The 16,682-nt window shown below is 37.5% G+C and carries 20 protein-coding genes; 8 read left to right on the forward strand and 12 right to left on the reverse strand.

Annotated features, from left to right (window positions below; all coding sequences use genetic code 11):
• Window positions 1-176 precede the first annotated feature (176 nt).
• Both BLS38_RS09250 and paeA read left to right on the forward strand, forming a co-directional pair.
• A complete protein-coding gene (locus tag BLS38_RS09250) occupies window positions 177-1,172 on the forward strand; it encodes a LysR family transcriptional regulator (RefSeq protein WP_092748881.1) in 996 nt (331 codons plus the stop codon).
• A gap of 86 nt (window positions 1,173-1,258) precedes the next feature.
• Window positions 1,259-2,587, forward strand: coding sequence for a polyamine export protein PaeA (paeA, locus tag BLS38_RS09255; RefSeq protein WP_092748883.1), 1,329 nt, complete (start codon window positions 1,259-1,261; stop codon window positions 2,585-2,587).
• A gap of 54 nt (window positions 2,588-2,641) precedes the next feature.
• Here paeA and lysS read toward each other — a convergent pair whose 3' ends face one another.
• Window positions 2,642-4,171 (reverse strand): lysine--tRNA ligase, encoded by a 1,530-nt coding sequence (gene lysS, locus BLS38_RS09260; RefSeq protein ID WP_092748885.1) that lies wholly within the window; start codon window positions 4,169-4,171, stop codon window positions 2,642-2,644.
• Between the two features lie 208 nt (window positions 4,172-4,379).
• Between lysS and BLS38_RS09265 the strand changes: the two genes are divergently transcribed.
• Entirely contained in the window at window positions 4,380-4,910 is a 531-nt protein-coding gene (locus tag BLS38_RS09265; RefSeq protein ID WP_092748887.1) for a YqiA/YcfP family alpha/beta fold hydrolase, read from the forward strand.
• A gap of 36 nt (window positions 4,911-4,946) precedes the next feature.
• On the opposite strand, the gene ftsY is transcribed toward BLS38_RS09265, so the two are convergent.
• Window positions 4,947-6,032, reverse strand: a complete 1,086-nt coding sequence (ftsY, locus tag BLS38_RS09270) for a signal recognition particle-docking protein FtsY (RefSeq protein WP_092748889.1) — start codon at window positions 6,030-6,032, stop codon at window positions 4,947-4,949.
• Window positions 6,033-6,127: 95 nt separating this feature from the next.
• Window positions 6,128-6,454 carry a hypothetical protein gene (locus BLS38_RS09275; protein ID WP_092748891.1) on the reverse strand — a complete coding sequence of 109 codons (327 nt, stop codon included), beginning with the start codon at window positions 6,452-6,454 and terminating at the stop codon, window positions 6,128-6,130.
• A gap of 344 nt (window positions 6,455-6,798) precedes the next feature.
• On the opposite strand from BLS38_RS09275, the gene BLS38_RS09280 reads away from it, so the two are divergent.
• Window positions 6,799-7,032, forward strand: coding sequence for a hypothetical protein (locus BLS38_RS09280; protein ID WP_092748893.1), 234 nt, complete (start codon window positions 6,799-6,801; stop codon window positions 7,030-7,032).
• A 75-nt stretch (window positions 7,033-7,107) separates the two neighbouring features.
• Here BLS38_RS09280 and BLS38_RS09285 read toward each other — a convergent pair whose 3' ends face one another.
• From BLS38_RS09285 to BLS38_RS09310, 6 genes are read right to left on the reverse strand one after another with little or no spacing between them, the layout of a single operon-like run.
• Entirely contained in the window at window positions 7,108-7,458 is a 351-nt protein-coding gene (locus BLS38_RS09285; RefSeq protein WP_092749083.1) for a hypothetical protein, read from the reverse strand.
• A 13-nt stretch (window positions 7,459-7,471) separates the two neighbouring features.
• The gene (locus tag BLS38_RS09290) at window positions 7,472-7,780 is read right to left on the reverse strand and encodes a YcgL domain-containing protein (protein WP_092748895.1); all 309 of its coding nucleotides are present in this window, start codon (window positions 7,778-7,780) and stop codon (window positions 7,472-7,474) included.
• 33 nt (window positions 7,781-7,813) lie between these two features.
• Window positions 7,814-8,965, reverse strand: a complete 1,152-nt coding sequence (locus tag BLS38_RS09295; RefSeq protein ID WP_092749085.1) for a ribonuclease D — start codon at window positions 8,963-8,965, stop codon at window positions 7,814-7,816.
• Window positions 8,966-9,002: 37 nt separating this feature from the next.
• Window positions 9,003-9,599, reverse strand: a complete 597-nt coding sequence (gene recR, locus BLS38_RS09300) for a recombination mediator RecR (RefSeq protein ID WP_092748897.1) — start codon at window positions 9,597-9,599, stop codon at window positions 9,003-9,005.
• A gap of 14 nt (window positions 9,600-9,613) precedes the next feature.
• The gene (locus BLS38_RS09305; RefSeq protein ID WP_092748899.1) at window positions 9,614-9,943 is read right to left on the reverse strand and encodes a YbaB/EbfC family nucleoid-associated protein; all 330 of its coding nucleotides are present in this window, start codon (window positions 9,941-9,943) and stop codon (window positions 9,614-9,616) included.
• A 16-nt stretch (window positions 9,944-9,959) separates the two neighbouring features.
• Window positions 9,960-11,144, reverse strand: a complete 1,185-nt coding sequence (locus tag BLS38_RS09310) for an O-succinylhomoserine sulfhydrylase (protein ID WP_092748901.1) — start codon at window positions 11,142-11,144, stop codon at window positions 9,960-9,962.
• Window positions 11,145-11,356: 212 nt separating this feature from the next.
• Between BLS38_RS09310 and BLS38_RS09315 the strand changes: the two genes are divergently transcribed.
• The 3 genes from BLS38_RS09315 (at window position 11,357) to BLS38_RS09325 (ending at window position 13,096) form a co-directional block, all read left to right on the forward strand.
• Window positions 11,357-12,268: an NAD(P)-dependent oxidoreductase gene (locus BLS38_RS09315; RefSeq protein WP_280137756.1), complete on the forward strand. Its 912-nt coding sequence runs from the start codon at window positions 11,357-11,359 to the stop codon at window positions 12,266-12,268.
• A 108-nt stretch (window positions 12,269-12,376) separates the two neighbouring features.
• Window positions 12,377-12,610, forward strand: a complete 234-nt coding sequence (locus tag BLS38_RS09320) for a YARHG domain-containing protein (protein ID WP_425283481.1) — start codon at window positions 12,377-12,379, stop codon at window positions 12,608-12,610.
• Window positions 12,611-12,682: 72 nt separating this feature from the next.
• Window positions 12,683-13,096: an HIT family protein gene (locus tag BLS38_RS09325; RefSeq protein ID WP_092748907.1), complete on the forward strand. Its 414-nt coding sequence runs from the start codon at window positions 12,683-12,685 to the stop codon at window positions 13,094-13,096.
• A gap of 73 nt (window positions 13,097-13,169) precedes the next feature.
• On the opposite strand, the gene BLS38_RS09330 is transcribed toward BLS38_RS09325, so the two are convergent.
• Both BLS38_RS09330 and BLS38_RS09335 read right to left on the reverse strand, forming a co-directional pair.
• On the reverse strand, window positions 13,170-13,781 hold the full coding sequence (locus BLS38_RS09330; protein ID WP_092748909.1) for a YidB family protein: 612 nt from the start codon (window positions 13,779-13,781) through the stop codon (window positions 13,170-13,172).
• 104 nt (window positions 13,782-13,885) lie between these two features.
• Window positions 13,886-14,359 carry a DUF6231 family protein gene (locus tag BLS38_RS09335; RefSeq protein WP_092748911.1) on the reverse strand — a complete coding sequence of 158 codons (474 nt, stop codon included), beginning with the start codon at window positions 14,357-14,359 and terminating at the stop codon, window positions 13,886-13,888.
• Window positions 14,360-14,394: 35 nt separating this feature from the next.
• Here BLS38_RS09335 and BLS38_RS09340 point away from each other — a divergent pair, with 35 nt between their 5' ends.
• Complete coding sequence (locus BLS38_RS09340) at window positions 14,395-15,270, forward strand: DUF2797 domain-containing protein (protein WP_092748913.1); 876 nt, start codon at window positions 14,395-14,397, stop codon at window positions 15,268-15,270.
• A gap of 4 nt (window positions 15,271-15,274) precedes the next feature.
• Here the strand turns inward: BLS38_RS09340 and lpxB are convergent, their stop codons facing one another.
• The gene (lpxB, locus tag BLS38_RS09345) at window positions 15,275-16,444 is read right to left on the reverse strand and encodes a lipid-A-disaccharide synthase (protein ID WP_092748915.1); all 1,170 of its coding nucleotides are present in this window, start codon (window positions 16,442-16,444) and stop codon (window positions 15,275-15,277) included.
• Window positions 16,445-16,682 lie beyond the last annotated feature (238 nt).

Consider the following 16,682-nt stretch of genomic DNA (forward strand, 5'->3'; position numbering starts at 1 on the left):
ATATATTCATGGCCCAGAAAAACCCCAAGAACACAATCACAAATATAAAGAAAATATGAGTGCACTTAAAAATAACAACGAGCCATTGATTTAGCTCATAAAATTGACAATACAGCATGGTTAAAATATGGCATAATATAAACATATGTTATGGCGTTAATTTAGGTATTTATTTGATGAATCTTGAACGTGTTGATTTAAATTTACTTATCTACCTTGATGTACTACTCAGAGAAAAAAATGTCACTCGCGCTGCTGAACAACTTGGTGTGACTCAGCCAGCCATGAGCAATATTTTACGCAGGCTCAGAACATTATTTAACGATCCACTGCTTATACGCTCATCTGAGGGCATGACCCCTACCGAACGTGCCATTGAGCTACAACCTAGAATACGCAGTGCTTTGGCTGACTTATCAAGTATTTTAGAACCTCGTACTGATTTTAAGCCTTATAGTAGTCATCGTGTATTTCGAATTATGACTTCAGACTATGCAGAAGCCACGTTAGTTCCCAAACTCATTAAAGCTTTACGTGCTGAAGCACCGCACGTTGTTTTAGACTTTCTCACACCAAGCGATGTCTCTTATAGAGATATGGAACAAGGTAAAGTCGATCTTGCGATTAACCGCTTTAATGAAATCCCACAAAGCTTTCATCAGGTTCTCGTGTGGCGTGACCGTTTTTCATGTTTAATGAATGCAAAACACCCTTACGTCAATAATCTCAACTTAAAAAACTATTTAGATGCAGATCATATTTGGGTTTCTAAAACAGGTATGGGAATTGGATTTGGTGTCAACCCAGAAAAACAATCTGGTCTAGGTTGGATTGATCAATCCCTTGAACGAATTGGACAGAAACGAAAGATTTCTATTTTTACTCGTCATTATCAAATGCCTGCACTCTTGGCACGAAATGTTGACCTGATTGCAACATTACCCACACGAATTGCAAATTTACAAAATAACAATAGCGACCTTGTGATTCAGGATCCTCCTTTTTATATTCCAGAAATAGAGCTTAAAATGGCATGGTGTCCACTACTTCACCACCACCCTGCACATCGTTGGCTACGCCAATTAATCTTATATGTTGCAAGACAAATGGTTGAAGAGGAAAATAAAGAGTTTCTTAATAAACAGAATACAGTCTTACATGCTTCACAGTAATGATTAGATAAAATCAAAGATATGCAGCAACCCTTTTTTATGTTAAAAAACATAAATAATGCAAAATTTATAAACATAGGTGCATTGTGACTTTTTTTCAAAGTATGATGGTGATGGGCATACTCATGATCGGTGGTGGCTTTCTTGCCCTTGCCGAAATTGCTTTAGCAGGTGCCCGCAAAGTAAAACTAAAAATATTGGCTGAGTCAGGTGATGAACGTGCACAAAAAGTACTCGATGTACAAGCACAATCAGCAGATTTTTTTGCAGCGTCTCAAATTGGTTTAAATGCCGCTGCAATTTTAGGTGGTATTGTTGCAGAACCGGCTTTTCGCTCTTTTTTTGCAGACTTTCTTTATCAGTTTTTTGTCGGTGCATGGATTGAAAAAGCAGCTTTTGGCTTATCTTTTTTGGTCGTCACTATGGCATTTATTTTATTTGCAGACTTTATGCCAAAACGGCTTGCTATGATTGCACCTGAAAAAATTGCTTTAGCTGTTATTAACCCAACCCTGATTTATGTCAAAATTTGCACACCGCTGGCGTGGGTCATCAATGCCATCAGCAACTTATTATTTAGACTATTTAAAGTGAACACTATACGAGAAGACAATGTCACGTTTGATGATATTGCGGCAGTCATGGAGGCTGGAGCTCAAGCAGGTGTTTTACTGAAACAAGAACGACATTTTATTGAAAATGTATTTGAACTAGAAGAACGTACTGTTCCTTCAAGTATGACCACTCGTGAAAATATTGTTTTTTTTACACCCAATGAACCAGAAGATAGTATTCGCCAAAAACTTGCTACATATCCTTTTTCTAAGTTTTTGGTTTGTAATGAAACAATTGATCAAACAATTGGTTATGTTGATGCAAAAGACCTATTGGTTCGTATTTTAAATAATCAAAAACTTAATCAACTTAATGAAACTACTATTCGTAGTGTACTCACTATACCAGATACACTTACTTTATCAGAGCTACTTGACCGATTTAGAGCCAGCAAAGAAACCCTTGCTGTTGTAATTAATGAATATGCATGGGTTGTTGGGGTCATTAGCTTAAATGATATTATGAGCACTGTTATGGGCGACTGGGTCACCCCAATGGATGAAGTTCAACAGATTATTAAACGAGATAATCATTCATGGCTGATTGAAGGTAGTACACCCATTGAAGACATGAAGCATGCTTTAGATTTAGATGAATTACCAGACGAAGAAAACTATGAAACAGTCGCTGGTTTTATGATGTATAAACTGAGAAAAGTACCACGCCCTGCGGATTTTGTAGAATTCGACCACTTTAAATTTGAAGTCGTCGATGTAGACCACTATAAAATTGATCAGCTATTAGTGACTCGCCTCTCAGTGATTAATGAAAATCTCATCATACCCAATAAAACAGATTAACTAAAATGATTTAAAAAAAACCCTCAAATTTGAGGGTTTTTTATTAGCTACCGATTAAACATCTTTACGGCGCATGTGAGGAAATAATAATACATCTCTAATACTTGCAGCATTTGCAAACAACATGACTAAGCGGTCAATACCAATGCCCTGACCTGCTGTTGGCGGTAAACCATATTCTAGTGCTTCAACAAAGTCAGCGTCATAGTGCATTGCTTCATCATCACCCGCATCTTTTTCAGCAACTTGTGCTTGAAAACGCTCAGCCTGATCAATTGGGTCATTTAATTCGCTAAAACCATTCGCCAGCTCACGACCACCAATAAAGAATTCAAAACGGTCGGTAACGTGTGGATTATGGTCATTACGGCGAGCCAATGGTGAAGTTTCTGCAGGATACTCGGTAATAAACGTGGGTTGACGTAACTGTGTTTCTACTGTCTCTTCAAACACAATTGTTTGTAGCTTGCCTAAACCAAAACCTGCTTTTACCTGCTCTTTCAGCTCAGTTTGAATAAACTGTGCAAGAAATTCACGGTCTGCTACATTTTGTGCTGTAAAGCTTGGGTTATGCTCTAAAATTGCATCAAACATAGAGATTTTTTTATATGGCCCTTTAAAGCTAAAGACTTCTTCAGCATATGGCACATCAGTAGAACCCAAAATATCTACAGCTAATTTTTCAAGCATGTTTTCAGTCAGGGTCATCAAATCTTTATAATCTGCATAAGCCTGATAAAACTCAATCATGGTAAATTCAGGATTATGACGAGTAGAAACCCCCTCATTTCTGAAATTACGGTTAATTTCAAACACACGTTCAAAACCACCTACTACCAGACGCTTTAAATATAGCTCAGGTGCAATACGCAAGAATAAATCCATGTCTAGCGCATTATGATGCGTAACAAAAGGTTTTGCAGATGCTCCGCCTGGAATAATATGCATCATTGGTGTTTCAACTTCCATAAAACGCTGATCAACCAAATACTGACGTACACCAGCCACGACTTTGGCACGAATCTCAAACGTTTTACGTGTTTCTTCATTTACAATCAGGTCTAAATAACGCTTACGATATTTTGCTTCAGTATCATTTAAACCATGAAATTTATCTGGTAATGGACGCAATGACTTGGTAAGCAACTCAAAAGCTTGCAAATGCACATATAAATCACCTTTACCTGAACGACCAATATAGCCACTGGCCGCTACAATATCACCTAAATCTAATGATTTAATCGACTCAAGTTGTTCGCTTGGTAGCCCTTTACGATCTACATAAAGCTGAATACGACCTGTCATGTCTTGTAATACAATAAAAGAGCCACGGTTAAGCATGACACGACCTGCAATTTTTACATGCACGTGTTCAGCGGCTTCAATGTCTGCTTTTTCTACCCCATCAAATTGCGCTTGCAAGTCACCTGCATAGTGCTCACGTCTAAACGTATTTGGCCAAGGGCTTGTGCCATTTTCTTTAGCTTGTGCCTGAATCTGTTTTAACTTGGCATGACGCTGTGCAATTAAATCGTTTTCGGAAATAGTGGGTTCAGAACTCGACTGAGCGTGTTGTTGCGCCATCTCTGCCTCTATAAAATATCAAAAGAAATAAAGGTGATAGCATAGCAGAATTCGTACTTAATTTTCATCTCTTCTTGAGATTAGATGCAAAACATTCTCTTAGATATAACCACCTATTAGACCATTTGCTAAGTTGATAGCGCGTTAAAGCAAGGTAAGATCAATAGATTAAGTCAGTTTGATTGGTCTATTTAAAAGAAAGATAATAATGAAAATACACCCCGCGCAAAGTGCAAAAATTTTATTTTTACACGGTTTAGATTCATCTAAAGCATCAAAAAAATTTGATGCGATTGCCTGTGAGAACAAGTATTGTATTGATGTAGATTACCGTCATCTTAGTTTTCAGACTGTACTCGACTTATATATCAATACGATTGACAAAATTCAACCTAACTTATTGATTGGTCACGGCATAGGTGGCTACTGGGCACTTAAACTGTCTTATTTTTTTAAAATACCCACAATTATTGCCAATCCCAGTTTAAAACCACGATTTAGAAATGATTATACAGATATCCAAGACAGCGACCTTCAACATGACATACCTCAATTGGCCTATATTGAACTTGGTGATGAAGTTTTAAATATGCATGAAACGAAAGCACTATTAGAGCAATTTATGTTTATAAAAACTTATTGGGGAGGATACCACCGTCTAGAACACCCTGAAAACCTAAACCCTCTCATCGATTTTTTTCTAGATAATCATTTAATGAGCAACATACAGCTGGCATAAAAACACCCAATCATGGGTGTTTTTATTTAAATCATTTTACTTATCTGTTTCAAACAATGCTGCTACAAAAGATTTAGCCGAAAATGGGCGTAAATCATCAATCTTTTCGCCTACGCCAATAAAGCGAATAGGTACTTGAGTGCGACTCGCAATATTAAACAAGACTCCACCTTTGGCTGTACCATCAAGTTTAGTAATGGTAATTCCTGTTAAACCAACCACTTGATCAAACTCTTTTACTTGGTTAATCGCATTTTGCCCTGTGCCTGCATCAACCACCAACATAATTTCATGCGGGGCTGTTGCATCTGCCTTTTGCATAACACGTTTAACTTTTCGGAGTTCTTCCATCAAGTTACTTTTATTGTGTAAACGGCCTGCTGTATCTGCAATTAAAACATCTATCCCTTTGGCTTTTGCACTTTCAAAAGCATCAAAAATAACAGATGCACTATCTGAACCATGCCCTTGTGCAACCACAGGAATTTGATTGCGCTCACCCCAAATCTGTAATTGCTCTGTCGCAGCAGCACGGAACGTATCTCCAGCTGCAAGCATGACTTTTTTCCCTTCACCCTGTAATTTTTTAGCCAGTTTACCAATGGTTGTTGTTTTACCTACACCATTCACACCAACTACTAAAATTACATACGGATTTTTTGAAGTGTCTATTTGTAGTGGTTTAACGCACGGCTCAAGTAAACTCACTAACTCTTCTTGTAATGCTTTATACAACGAGTGTGAGTAAATCAGATCACCACGGGCTGTGCGCTCTGTCAGGTTAGTAATAATACGTTTAGTGGCATCTATGCCAATATCTGCAACCAATAATTGCTCTTCAACTTCTTCAAGCAGCTCATCATCAATTTCTTTACCACCAATTAAAATACTGACCATACCATCAGTAAAATTCTTTCTAGTTTTAGTCAAGCCTTCTTTCATACGACCAAAAAAACCACCTTTCGATTTCTCTTCTTCTGGTTGTTTAGGCTCTGAAAGTTGTTCTAGAGGCTGTTCTATAATCGGGACATTGGCCACAGGTAAGCTAGGTAACGTGACATCGTCATCACCGATCTCTGTATCAATTAGAAACTTGTTAGACACATTGTTTTGCTCTTGCATGCTGGTCCCTTGAAAAACAGTGCATTATAAAAATTATAATCTTAACATATATCCATGTTGCGTACTGATGCTTTCATACACGTAACGTATCTCTTTTAACGTGTTTTTACCTGTATCGCAGGGTAAGTTTTTATACTTTTTTGTTCTGTATGATATGCATGTAATAAACGAAAGTAATCTCTTGTAGTCACATGGTCTTGCTGTAATAACACTTTTGCCATAGATTCTGTTTGACGATATTTCATTTGTTCTGAAATCTGTTGTACTTGTGTATACTGACGATCACTGATCGGATTTTTCAGTAAAAAATACCCAAAAATAAAGACAACAAGAATTAAAAATATAGGCATAAAACGATGTAAATAGACTAAAGCCAGCTTTAATGACTCATTTTTAAATGGAAACTGAACAAAATTAAACATATTAAACCTCTTCTGTTCAGTCTAATGTGAATGTACGACGATAACAATCCTAAATAAATGGTTATCTCAAATATTGTATATGTCTATGTTTTTTAATTACATCCTTTGCTTTTCATAAAAAATGGAAACATTTGCTTAAATTTTTCTTAAAAATTTTCAGCAAAAGACTTTTTGTTTACTTATTATTCATGTAACATCAGTTTTCTACTCAGCAACCCTAATATTGGGTTGACACAATTGTGTGAATGTAATATTAGTTTAATAAAATAAGTTTAAATTAATATCTTATTAGGACTTGTGAGAAGTCCTTAAAATCATAATTACAACACTTAGGAGATTTAAATATGATTCAACAACTCTCTCAACATGATTTAGATCATGTATACACTACAGCAGTTCATACTATTCAATCACAAATGAATTTTAAAGATGCTGTAACAGACTTAGAAAACGTTGCACGTGCTGGACACGGTAAATCTGCACTGTTCTTGGCTGAATTATACATTCAAGGCTTCCGTGTAGAACGTGACAGTTATAAAGCACAATATTGGCAAAAGATGGCCACAATGGTCGCATGATAAAACGTCACCTCGGTGGCGTTTTATTTTATCTGCTCTTTTAAAACTGTAAACACTTTACATATATACATCGATTTATGCACGAGCTCTTAGAAACTTCATAATACAAAAGCCACTAAGCAACCCAAGCCCTATCACAAATACAATTGCAGCAGCATTAAACCAAATTAGATTATGCTCTTTGGTTAATATACCAAACAACAAACCAAAAATTGCAGGCGAAACAGCTGCATTATTTCCTTCAGATACCGTTGGCGTGACAAGTAAAGCAAATAAGACCAAAGAAGATACTGCGCAAAACTTGGAGTACGGTTTTGTAATAAGGTACCAACACAGTAATACAATGAATGTACCACCACAATACACAGAAATTGCAATCGCTCCTTCAGGAAACTGATCAAGTAATGAAAGTAACTGATGCAACATTCCTGTTTGTGTATTAAGCACCTCTTAGCCCCTCTGGTTCTACCGCATTAGGATTAATCAAACCTTCTGGAGGCATTTGTATAAAAAAACCTCTCGTTTGCAATGAGTCTAACACGTGCAGAGTATTTGCTCTTGCTAATCTTCTTGCTTCAGTCAGCTCTAAATGCATTACAAACGTTGCTCGACCAAAAGCTTGGCGCATGGCCTCAGGCAAAATTTCTAGCGGGTCTACCCCTTCAATACTTTCATCTGTTTGTTCATTTGTTGCAATGTAAACATACATTTCATCTTTTTTACTTGAACGATAAATATTACAGTGCATAAATCACCTAAATTAAAGTAATGTGTATGAAAACTAAAATTGTCGTTTCACAGCAACTTGCTGTAGTAAGTTTTCCTTATCTTGTTCTAGTAACAACAATAAAGGTTGTGTGAGCACAGCATATCGCCAGCCCTGTAAGTAAGGAGACAAAGTCACTCGATCTGTTGTACCAGCTGTGACATGTACATACAGTTCATTAAACCATTTCTTACGCATGAGTACCATTTTTGGAATATGCAACTCATCAGCAACTTGGCTAACCAAGTTCTCTATTTTAACAGCAACATGTTCAGAAATATACTTCACTGGACGAGAGATGTTTTTAGGCCAAAGCTCTTTGTCAGGTAAAAAACGTAGTAAGTCTAAAATTGTTTTACCATGCTCTCGAATCACCGAAACACGTATACTTTTTATTTCTGACAACTGAAAAATACTTTTAGGATTTTTTTCAACCAAATCAATCATTGCACTATTTTTCAAAACAAAACTTCGTGGAATATTGACCGCTTTAACCAATTGCTCACGCCAAACCATGAGTTGTTGTAATTGCATGAGCTGTCTAGATGAATGTCGATAATTACCTACATCTTGATATAATTTTGACGTTACTGTTTTTCGAGAGATTTCTTGCGCTAAGCTTTTACAATCTTCCACTACATAGTCAAGTAGGTGTTTTTCTTGAAGCTGTAATTTTAGTAAATTTGCCAGTTTAGGCAAAAAAATCACATCATTAGCCGCATAACACAGTTGTTCAGACGTTAAAGGACGAGCTGTCCAATCTGAACGGGTTTGATCTTTTTCAAGGTCTACATTTAAATGTTGCTTTAATGCATTTTGATAACTGACTTGCAAACCATGTCCCAAAAAAGACAATGCAACCTGTGTATCAAATACATTGGTCAGCGGTGATTGTTTAGAATAAAAGTATATTAAGTCGAGATCTTCACCACAGGCATGAAAAATATTTTCTTCTGCTTGTGTAAGTAATGACCAAAACTCAGTCAAGTCTAAAGTAGTCCCATCAAGCAGATAAATTTGCTCTTGGATATTAATTTGAAATAACCCTAATTTGGGCCACAATGTATCTACTTTTAAAAACTCTGTATCTGCCGCATATTTTCTATGCTGTACCATATGATCTAACACTTGGGTAAGCTGGCTTTGCGTTTGAATAAATTGATACATACCCATGTTGTAGATCCAAACAATAATGATATAAGCGCTATTTAAATTGCAAGCGATGATGCATGGCTTGGCCTAGAGTATGGCTATCTACATACTCTAACTCACCACCTTGTGGTACGCCTTGTGCAATACGCGTAAGTTTTACAGGTAAATGTTTGCATGCTTCGAGTAAGTAATGTGCCGTTGCCTGACCTTCTACCGTTGCATTGGTTGCTAAAATTACTTCTTGAACAGTGCCTTGACGCAAACGTGCCATAAGCGCAGGAATGCCAATATCATCTGGCCCAATACCATCTAATGGAGACAAATGTCCACCAAGTACATAATATTTACCCCGAAAACTTCCTGTTTGCTCAATGGCCATGACATCTGCTGGTGACTCTACAACACACATTAGCCCATCATCACGCTCAATAGATAAACAAATATCACAGACATCTTGCTCAGTCAAAGAGTGACACTTTTGACAGCTCCGAATACTATTTACAGCATTGTGTAATGCATTCGCTAATATTTCAGCTTGAATTTTATTTTTCATCACTAAATTAAGCGCCATACGCTGAGCCGACTTTGGCCCAACGCTTGGTAATGTACGCAACGCTTGAACGAGCTCATCAAATTTTGGGCTAAACATGCCTGTTTACCTTATTAAAATAAGCCTGAAAGACCTGGTGGTAAACCCGTACCTGCACTGGCTGCTTTCATTTTTTGCTCAGAAATAGTTTCTGCTTGGCGTGACGCATCGTTTATTGCAGCCGCAATCAAGTCTTCAACCATATCTGCTTCATCTTGTAAAAGCTCTGGGTTGATTTCTATACGTTTCACCACATGACGACAAGTCATGGTCACTTTAACCAAACCACCGCCCGCCTCTGCATGAACTTCTGTTTGTGCAAGCTCTTCTTTCGCCTTTTTCGCATTGGCTTCTACATCTTTTTGCATGCGCTGTGCTTGCTGCATTAACATATTAATATTCATAAGAAACGCTCCAACGTTATATCAAATCTAAACCACGAGATAAGTCACGTATAATATCATGAATGTCTTCTAATCCGACAGAAAGTCGAATTAAACTCTCATCAATGCCAGCATCTTTTTGCGCTTGCGCTGAAAGTTTACCATGTGTTGTGGTTGCAGGGTGTGTAATGGTTGATTTAACATCACCTAAATTTCCCGTAATTGAAATAAAAGTGGTACTGTCAATGACTTTCCATGCTTCGTCTTTGCCACCTTTAACTTCAAAAGAGACGATTCCACCAAATCCTGATTGCTGTTTTTTAGCCAACTCGTGTCCAGGATGTGTTTCCAAACCAGAATAATAAACTTTACTGACTTTTTCATGTTGATTCAGCCATTGTGCAATCTGTAACGCCCCCTCACAATGTGCTTTCATACGCAAATTCAACGTTTCTAAACCTTTTAGAAACACCCATGCATTAAACGGACTCATTGATGGCCCAAGCGTACGTACCACAGAAAACACATCTTCAAGTAAGTCATGCTTACCCACAACTGCACCACCCAATGCACGGCCCTGACCATCAATATATTTGGTTGCTGAATACACGATCAAATCTGCACCAAATTTAATGGGTTGCTGTAAAGCCGGGGTACAAAAGGTATTATCAACCACCAATAAAGCATTATGCTGGTGTGCAATATCTGCAATCGCTTGAATGTCACCAATCACAGCCAATGGATTAGATGGCGATTCCATAAAAAACATTTTAGTATTTGGTTTCGCTAAATTTTTCCATTGTGCTAAATCAGTTAAATCCACAAAGTCAACTTCGACACCAAATTTACGAATATAACGCTCAAACAATCCAACAATAGAGCCAAACACATCACGTGAGCAAATGACATGGTCTCCAGCTTTAAGGTAAGCCATCATAATCGCTAAAATTGCGCCCATGCCAGAACCTGTAGCGACAGCTCTTTCGCCACCACATAATACTGCCAGTCGTTTTTCAAAGACAGCGACAGTCGGGTTTGTAAAACGTGAATAAACATTCCCAGACTCTTTACCTTGAAACTTATTGGCCGCCTCTTGTGCATTTTTATATACAAAAGAAGAGGTTAAAAAAATAGGTTCACTGTGCTCACCTTCGTGAGTACGTTCATGCCCTGTTCGAATCGCTAAGGTATTTGGTCCAAATAAGTCATCTTCTTCATGCATGTTATTTACTCTGAGCTCTTTTTTACTTTAAATTTAGTTTCCATTTTGAATAGCAACACATCTGTGGGTCAAGTAGAAAGTGATAAAGATGGGATATAGATAAAAAATTTCAGCAAATAAATCAAAAGCATGAATTTTTTTAAAATTTATGCATCAAAAATCTCAAATATTAGTGCATTTATCAGTAGACGAATGGCTTTGAGCCACTTAGGATAAACAATCAACTCAACACAAATAGATGTGAGACAACAATGACACAAAGCATTTCTTTTATTGGACTCGGGGCAATGGGATACCGCATGGCATCGCATTTACCAAAAGCATTTAGTGATGTCCGTGTCTGGAACAGAACGACAGAAAAAGCACAAAAACATGCACAAGAGTTTGGCACACATGCTGTTTCGTTAGAAAATGCGGTACAGGCAGATATTATTTTTTCATGCTTACCTACAAGCCAAGATGTTGAGAAATTAGTGGCCAGTGTTCACATTAAATCGGGCGCTATTTGGGTAGATTGTACGAGCGGTGTACCTGAAAGTGCTCGTAACTTGGCACCAATACTCTTAGAAAAAGGCGTACAATACTTAGATGCACCTGTCAGTGGTCAAACCATTGGCGCAGAAAATGCAACACTTACTTTTATGGTTGGTGGACAAAAAACGGCATTTGATCGTGCATTACCTGCCATGCAAACCATGGGTAAACTCATTAAACATGTCGGTGATTCAGGCGCAGGATTTGCTGTAAAAGCAGTCAATAACATGTTGCTTGCAATTCATTTATGTGCAGCGTGCGAAGGCGCATCTACACTCAAATCACACGGCGTTAACCTACAAGAAGCCTTTGATTGTATCAATGCATCGAGTGGTCAAAGTGGAGTTACTTCAAGTGTATTACCAAACCGTGTTTTTAACCGAAGCTTTCCATCTACTTTTGCCCTCTCACTGCTTGCAAAAGATACAGGAATCGCTTTAGATTTAGTCCGTGAAAGCAAATTATCTGCACCAATTATTGCCGCATCGCAAAGTCTTGTACAAGCGGCAAGTCACTTATCTGAAGATGGCAGTGATTTTTCCACTTTAGCGAAAATGTATGAATCAATGAATAAGCTAACCATAGAGTAAGCCTTGAAATTGGCATATATGTCCGCATATATAGCGTATAAGGTGAGCAATTTTGTCATTTCGATGATTGCAACAAAGGACGTATTTATGAAAAAGTTTTCTATTCTTATGTGTGCAAGTTTACTCAGCACGTATGCGTTAGCATCTGCACCCACTTGCCAAAAACTACAAGACGACTACAACCTCATTTATGCAGCGAAAGGCTTTTGTTTTAAAGAGCCAGAGGCGATTGCAAAATATGGAAATGACAACTGCTTTACCAATAAACCAAAGTTCTCCGAACGTGAACAACAACGCTTAGATCAAATTAAAGAAAACCAAAAGACATTAAACTGTAATTAGCCGTATAAGTAACAACCAAATGCATAACGCTTTTGGTTGTTGCTTAACACTTGTATTTTTCGGAAAAACACCATGGCTTACGACCAAAATAATATTTTTGCAAAAATTTTACGCCAAGAAATCCCATGTATTAAAGTCTATGAAGACGAACATACCTTAGCATTTATGGATATTATGCCTCAAGCAGATGGCCATACGCTGGTCATTCCTAAATATGAAGCAGTGACTTTGTTAGACTTACCCACTTCTGAACTGACACATACGATACAAGTTGTACAGAAAATTGCTTTAGCGCTTGAAAAGTCACTCGATGCGAAAGGTATTGTACTCATGCAATTGTCTGGCGAAGCTGCTGGGCAAACTGTACCCCACCTGCATTTTCATTTAATTCCAAGCTCTATACATACACTTAAAAATCATGCTTCAGACATGGCAGATCAAGCACAACTCCAGATCTTTGCAGAAAAAATTAAAGCAGCCCTGTAAGCTGTTTGACACTTTAAATATCAATAAAAAACCCAGCATATTAAATATGCTGGGTTTTTTATTGAATCATGACTTATTTTAAAAAGCCAGACACCATACCTAAAACTTTTTGAATATCGTTATTCGCTTCTTGTGAACTAGATTGTTCACCTTGAGGAGTTAATGCATTAATAATTTGTGGGAGAACTGTGCTAATTGCACCATATACATCTTGTTTATCTGTTTGGGTTTGATTTGCCACATCCTGTACATCTTGGTCATTAAATAGGCCTTGTACATGGCTTTGTGATACGTCATCACCGCTTGCAGATGGGTTCACCCAGCTTTGTACTTGGCTAGTTAAACCAGCACCACGCAGTTTATCTAAAGCGGATTGTAAGCCACCTTGTTGCTGAATCCATGACAATATTAATGGCACTACAGCAACCAATAAAGATTGTGCATTAAAACCACCAGAACCAGAAGATGTATTATTTTCAGTACTTTGCTGATTTGAGCCGCCTGTTAATGAACCCAATACTGAACCTAACATGCCACCCATACCAGAGCCACTACTTTGGTTATTATTACCTAAAGAGCCCAGTACTGACCCCAAAACACCACCTAAACCCGATGAACTTTGGTTATTTTGGCTACCTAATGCTTGTTTTGCTAAAGTTTCAACAATACTACTCAGATCAGTCATTTATACAACCTCTATTATTGCGCTGATTAAATTATGATTTAAGACTAACCCATTTTAAAGTAGCTGTCTGTTACTTTTTCATACAAGCGAAATTGAATATATACCTACCAGCGAAATTTATCCCAATTTTCTGGGTTCGCCCAAAAACGAGAATTAAACCAATCTGGCACATGTTTATAGGTCAAAATATTAAACTGCCATAACATCATTTTTTGTCCGAGCTCTGCATACTGCCCCAGCATTTGAGTAAACCCGAGTGAACGTAATAACTTTTGGTCATCTAGCTCACAGATTACAATCAATTTTTTCACGAACAAATCTCTTAATTTCACCAATACCTGAGACTTTTGCTCTGCTGTACACTCCGTAATACTCTCTACATTCAGTACAACAAAACCTAAATCATAACGCTGTGTAAATGGCAGACTTAACAGGTCAGATACGTTAAAATACTGCCAATATATTGGTTGTGTGGTTTCAAAGCGTGCAATATTTTGTCCAACACACAACGCTGTTTTTATGGGTTGCTCTTGAGCCAAATCGTCTAGCAAAGACGTGATGACATTTTGCTCTGCCATAACCTGCACCTTTTAAAAATTTAGAGAGATTTTATATGGAATTTCAAGGCATTTGCCATAAAATGCATGCCGATTTAGCCAATATCAGTATGAAAGATGAACATACTGAACAAGCCAATGTTCAATATAGCTTTGTTCTTAACAAATCCGTCGTTGATACCCCATTAAGTTTAGGTCAGCATCTCGAAATTTTATGGACTGGTCATATTTACTGTACATCATGTGGTAAAAAAACACCGAAGTCATATGCGCAAGGGCATTGTTATCAGTGTTTTAAAACCAAAGCAGAATGTGACATGTGTATTATGAAGCCGGAAACTTGTCACTTCCACCTCGGGACTTGCCGTGATGAAAGTTTTGCACATCGAATATGTTTTCAACCACATATTGTTTACCTCGCAAACTCAAGTGCATTAAAAGTAGGTATTACACGTATTAGCCAAATGCCTACCCGCTGGCTAGACCAAGGAGCAAGCCAAGCATTACCTATTATGAAAGTAGGATCAAGACGACTATCAGGCTATTTGGAAACCATGTTTGGTGAACAAGTTGCCGATAAAACAGACTGGCGTAAATTGCTAAAATCAGCACCTGAGCAAATTGACTTGCTGTCTATTCGTGATGAACTATGCCTAGAGTTTGAAGAACAAATCGAAGCCATCTCCGATGAGTTTGCTTTAAATATGGAATTTGATGAACACGTTGAATATATGGAGCAACAACCCGTTAGAGAGTTCATCTACCCCATTCAGCACTATCCAACCAAAATAAAATCCCACAACCTAGATAAAACCCCCCATATTTCAGGGGTATTACAAGGCATTAAAGGTCAATATTTACTTATGGATACAGGCGTGATTAACCTGAGAAAATATACAGGCTATGAGCTGATCATTCGAACTACGGTATAAAATACTAAATCAGCGCCAAAATTGCTGAAACAGGATCTTCTGTTTCACCAGAGATCAATTGTTTATGCATACTAAGATGTTGCATTTTTTGTAGTTGCGCTTGCTCATGATTCATCAAATAGCGTATTTCTTGGGCTAAGCGTTCAGGTGTTGCATCTTGCTGTACCAATTCCGCAATGACTTTTTTACCTGCAATAATATTTGGTAGCGATACATAAGGTATTTTTATCATTTTTTTTACTAACCAGTAAGTTAGCTGATTAAGTTTATAAAATGTCACCATAGGGCGATGCAGTAACATCGCCTCAAGCGTTGCTGTACCTGATGCCAATGCAACAACGTCACTCGCAGCCATGACTTGCCGACCAATTTTAGCATCTGTATATGTATTGTTTAAAATGTTAACACTGCGCTGTAAATTCATTGAAAATGTAGAGAGTACCTGTTGAATTTGAACTTTACGTTTCTCGTTAATTGCAGGAACTAAAAACTCGCCGACATAACCATGCTGTTGTAAAATTTCTGCAGCCCCAAAAACCAATGGTACAAGGCGTTGTACTTCTGAACCACGGCTACCTGGCAATAAAGCAATGTATTGTTGATCTTTAGCTAAACCGAGGTCTTGGCGCGCAGCAACAATATCATCAATTAATGGTAATTGTTTTGCCAAAGGATGCCCCACAAAAATTGCAGGTACATTATGAGATTGATAAAAATGCTTCTCGAAAGGGAATAAACACATCACTAAATCGATGTTTTTGCGAATCCCAATCACCCGCTTTTGTCGCCATGCCCATACAGATGGACTCACATACTGTACTGTTTTAATCGCCAATTGCTTTTGCTTAATTTTTTGTGACACCCTTAAATTAAAATCAGGGGCATCTATACCAATAAAAACATCAACGGGTTGCTGTTGCCAACGCTGAATTAAACCATCCCGTATTGCAAAAAGCGCTTTAATGTCTTTTAAAACTTCAATAATACCCATAACGGATAGCGTATCCATGGCGTAAAGGCTATTAAACCCTTCTGCAATCATTTGCGGGCCACCAATGCCCTCAAAGTCTGCATCAACTCCTTGTGCTTTAAACTGTCGAATCAATTCAGCACCGAGCGTATCGCCAGATACCTCACCAACAACAATACCGATTCTAAGTTTACGTTTTTGCACAGGTCTATACCTTATTTTTTGTCTATCACTATTATAAATACATTACAACAAGACTGCACTGTAAAATACAATCGCAATAATGATGTGACTTTTTATACTTTATTTACATCAAAGATGTGCCTGCTTGAAATAACATGAAAAGAATCTATGACCCAATTTAAATAACAAAATTCTTTTAACCTAGTTTTATGTTTTAAATAAACTTACAATCTGCAAGCACTCTTCTTTCATAATATAT

This window comes from Acinetobacter boissieri (assembly GCF_900096955.1).
Classification (GTDB): Bacteria; Pseudomonadota; Gammaproteobacteria; order Pseudomonadales; family Moraxellaceae; genus Acinetobacter; species Acinetobacter boissieri.

What these genes read in the sequence shown, in the direction of transcription:
- BLS38_RS09340 (WP_092748913.1), top strand. Translation starts at nt 14,395, where the DNA reads ATGGAATTTCAAGGCATTTGCCATAAAATGCATGCCGATTTAGCCAAT.
- BLS38_RS09305 (WP_092748899.1), bottom strand. Translation starts at nt 9,943, where the DNA reads ATGAATATTAATATGTTAATGCAGCAAGCACAGCGCATGCAAAAAGAT.
- BLS38_RS09320 (WP_425283481.1), top strand. Translation starts at nt 12,377, where the DNA reads ATGTGTGCAAGTTTACTCAGCACGTATGCGTTAGCATCTGCACCCACT.
- BLS38_RS09330 (WP_092748909.1), bottom strand. Translation starts at nt 13,781, where the DNA reads ATGACTGATCTGAGTAGTATTGTTGAAACTTTAGCAAAACAAGCATTA.
- BLS38_RS09280 (WP_092748893.1), top strand. Translation starts at nt 6,799, where the DNA reads ATGATTCAACAACTCTCTCAACATGATTTAGATCATGTATACACTACA.
- lysS (WP_092748885.1), bottom strand. Translation starts at nt 4,171, where the DNA reads ATGGCGCAACAACACGCTCAGTCGAGTTCTGAACCCACTATTTCCGAA.
- BLS38_RS09265 (WP_092748887.1), top strand. Translation starts at nt 4,380, where the DNA reads ATGAAAATACACCCCGCGCAAAGTGCAAAAATTTTATTTTTACACGGT.
- recR (WP_092748897.1), bottom strand. Translation starts at nt 9,599, where the DNA reads ATGTTTAGCCCAAAATTTGATGAGCTCGTTCAAGCGTTGCGTACATTA.
- BLS38_RS09285 (WP_092749083.1), bottom strand. Translation starts at nt 7,458, where the DNA reads ATGTTGCATCAGTTACTTTCATTACTTGATCAGTTTCCTGAAGGAGCG.
- ftsY (WP_092748889.1), bottom strand. Translation starts at nt 6,032, where the DNA reads ATGCAAGAGCAAAACAATGTGTCTAACAAGTTTCTAATTGATACAGAG.
- BLS38_RS09250 (WP_092748881.1), top strand. Translation starts at nt 177, where the DNA reads ATGAATCTTGAACGTGTTGATTTAAATTTACTTATCTACCTTGATGTA.
- BLS38_RS09310 (WP_092748901.1), bottom strand. Translation starts at nt 11,144, where the DNA reads ATGCATGAAGAAGATGACTTATTTGGACCAAATACCTTAGCGATTCGA.
- BLS38_RS09335 (WP_092748911.1), bottom strand. Translation starts at nt 14,359, where the DNA reads ATGGCAGAGCAAAATGTCATCACGTCTTTGCTAGACGATTTGGCTCAA.
- BLS38_RS09295 (WP_092749085.1), bottom strand. Translation starts at nt 8,965, where the DNA reads ATGTATCAATTTATTCAAACGCAAAGCCAGCTTACCCAAGTGTTAGAT.
- BLS38_RS09290 (WP_092748895.1), bottom strand. Translation starts at nt 7,780, where the DNA reads ATGCACTGTAATATTTATCGTTCAAGTAAAAAAGATGAAATGTATGTT.
- BLS38_RS09325 (WP_092748907.1), top strand. Translation starts at nt 12,683, where the DNA reads ATGGCTTACGACCAAAATAATATTTTTGCAAAAATTTTACGCCAAGAA.
- BLS38_RS09275 (WP_092748891.1), bottom strand. Translation starts at nt 6,454, where the DNA reads ATGTTTAATTTTGTTCAGTTTCCATTTAAAAATGAGTCATTAAAGCTG.